General features: G+C 35.8%; 2 protein-coding genes and 1 tRNA gene. 1 reads left to right on the top strand and 2 read right to left on the bottom strand.

The window, feature by feature from the left end; all coding sequences use genetic code 11:
- Window positions 1-267 precede the first annotated feature (267 nt).
- A tRNA-Gln gene (locus ACKI3H_RS03325) sits at window positions 268-338 on the top strand.
- 553 nt (window positions 339-891) lie between these two features.
- On the opposite strand, the gene ACKI3H_RS03330 is transcribed toward ACKI3H_RS03325, so the two are convergent.
- Window positions 892-1,164 carry a helix-turn-helix domain-containing protein gene (locus ACKI3H_RS03330; protein ID WP_407370867.1) on the bottom strand — a complete coding sequence of 91 codons (273 nt, stop codon included), beginning with the start codon at window positions 1,162-1,164 and terminating at the stop codon, window positions 892-894.
- Window positions 1,165-1,497: 333 nt separating this feature from the next.
- On the bottom strand, window positions 1,498-2,358 hold the full coding sequence (locus ACKI3H_RS03335) for a hypothetical protein (protein WP_407370868.1): 861 nt from the start codon (window positions 2,356-2,358) through the stop codon (window positions 1,498-1,500).
- Between the last annotated feature and the right edge of the window lie 186 nt (window positions 2,359-2,544).

The following is a 2,544-nucleotide window of genomic DNA, read 5'->3' on the forward strand; positions in this document are numbered from 1 at the left end:
CTCGCCGATGTCAAGCCGCTCGACCATTTCCAGTTCCAGAGAATCGGTTACTTCACCGTCGACAAGGACAGCACAGCCGATCATCTTGTTTTCAACAAGACCGTTGGTCTGAAAGACACATGGGCTAAGGCACAATAATCAGACAATTACCAATATCAGCGATGACTTCCCTATCATTAGGGGAGTCATCGTTTTTGTACAAGGAAAAAAATTTCGTTTTTTTCCTTGCGCTATTGGAAAAAATAGTATTTTTGCAGCCGATTTCAGTGCCCAATGGTGTAATGGCAGCACTCCTGACTCTGGATCAGTCAGTCTAGGTTCGAATCCTGGTTGGGCAACAAATCAAATCCCTAATTGATACTTAATCGGTTAGGGATTTTTTATTCCCCTTAACTTTACATATCTTCTAATTGAAATGCAAAACCAAGATTTCGTATTGCACTGAAAAAAGTTAAATCGGAGGACAACTGAACTGCATCTTCCGTATGACACAATGTGCAATTCTTTTGAAAGAAAAACATGCCCTAATAACTCTGGATTTATGAAAAACAGGAAAACAGCATGAAAGGAAATCTAAAGAAACTTAATTCTATTCAATTGGTTATCAGTAGGTTAAACTTTGTATATATAGATTTGAATACGAAAAAGGTCATTAGTAAAACTAATGACCTTTTTTTAGTTTATTGATAATCAGAAGATTATCTAATCAGTATTCATCTTCGTGGAAAAGGTGTTAATATACTGATAGTTAATATGCTATATTATTCTGCGAAAAAATAGTGATAATAATTAGACGGTAAAAGGCTGCAAAAGACCAACTTGAAGAAAAATACAATCGGCTCTGCGCACCCAATAAAAAAAGGTAAAAGCGCCAGCCTTTACCTTCTTTACTCACTTTTTTCTACTTGAAAACTTAAATGCTTCCCTGTGGCTGTTCTGCAAGAACTCGGCTAAATCGGCCTCAGAATAAAAGTACTTGTCTCCTACATGCGAATACCCCAAGTACCCATTGTCACGATATTTCTTCAGCAATTTTTCTCCTACGCCAAGCATCTGCATCACATCTGCATTCGTGTAAACCACTTTTTTGACAGGGGCAGCGACAAATAAATCTAGTTTCTCTTTTATCTCCTTTAGCAACTCTGACAACTGAAAATCAGACATTTAAATACAATTATGCGTTTACTATCTCCTCTTTATACATTATTTACGTTACAAACCATTGATTATTACATCTATTTTATTGATTTACTGTTCGATAAACAACTTCTCCTTTCTATTGATTACTATTTTGATACCGAAAGAGCAGGTAAGCAGCACAACCTTTTTCTGCCCTATGCGTGAGCAAAAATAAATACTATTATCGAACTATAGTTAGGCGCAAAAGAAGCAACAAAAAAAAGACTTACACTAATGTAAGTCTTTGATTTTTAATATATTTATTTTAATAGCGGAATTAGAAGGAATTTTACAATCGCCTATAACATTAAAGCCGACTTAATCTTCAGCAGCAATCGTAGCACCAGAAATCACTTTCATTAGACCTTCCTTGAATTTCATCCGTTCTTTAGTTTCGTGAGCAGGTTTATCATTTCCATTTCTTGGTCTAAGATCAACAATTTCTCCTTCAGCATCACAAAAGAAGTTCGCCACATATTCATAGTTGGACGACGTTGTCATGTTCACGCCTAAAGTTTCAAATAGCACTCTGATATATTGGAAATTAGTTTTTCCGTTTTTGGCTGTAACCTGCCATTGCAATGGATGAATCGGTGCATCTAACAGGACGGCATCAAATATGCCCAAAAACTCTTTCTCCTGCCCCGATGCAAGGCATCCTTGCTCCACCAGATACTTATAGACTCTCAACAAACGTTCTGAATCAACTGCACTTTCAATCTTAGATCGTATTGAGAAATCTTCTTGAAATGAAGGACATTTTTTCTCAAACTTGTACAACACAACAGGCTTCATCAAATTGTATAGTTTTGACAAATAATCTTTGTAGTACTTTACAAGTATTTGGAATTCAACTCTGCCCACCAAATTCAAATAATGTAAAGTCTGCACGCCCCAAATTTGGGTGAAATCCAACACCTCCTTAGGTTGTTGAAATATAGAATTCAAAAAATCAGAATTTCTCTCAGCAAGAACCATGGCAGGAGAAAACAAAGTTCCAGGTTGATTAACAGCCAGCCATACGTCATGCAATTGTTGAATGCAACTCTTAGCATCTTCATGATTTAGCCGTGAAAGATTCCGGCAAATAAGTTCTGGGCTTGGCAAATACAAGCCAAAGCAAAGCACGCTTTTTTTGATATCCGATATCATTGATTCCGTTTGATTTCTAACTAACAATTCTATCGTATCATCAAGTTTTCCTGTTTCTGTTGTTGTCTTAGAAATAATACTGGTGCGTTAACTTTTTGAAATTTCTTGTAATGTGTTGATATTTTATAATTTGTAGAGTTTTTTAACAAAATCGATTTGAATTTTTTTCGTTTCTTACTGGTTTTATAATCTGTAAGAAATGAATTCCGGGAA

The organism is Carnobacterium sp. (assembly GCF_045617425.1).
Taxonomy (GTDB): domain Bacteria; phylum Bacillota; class Bacilli; order Lactobacillales; family Carnobacteriaceae; genus Carnobacterium_B.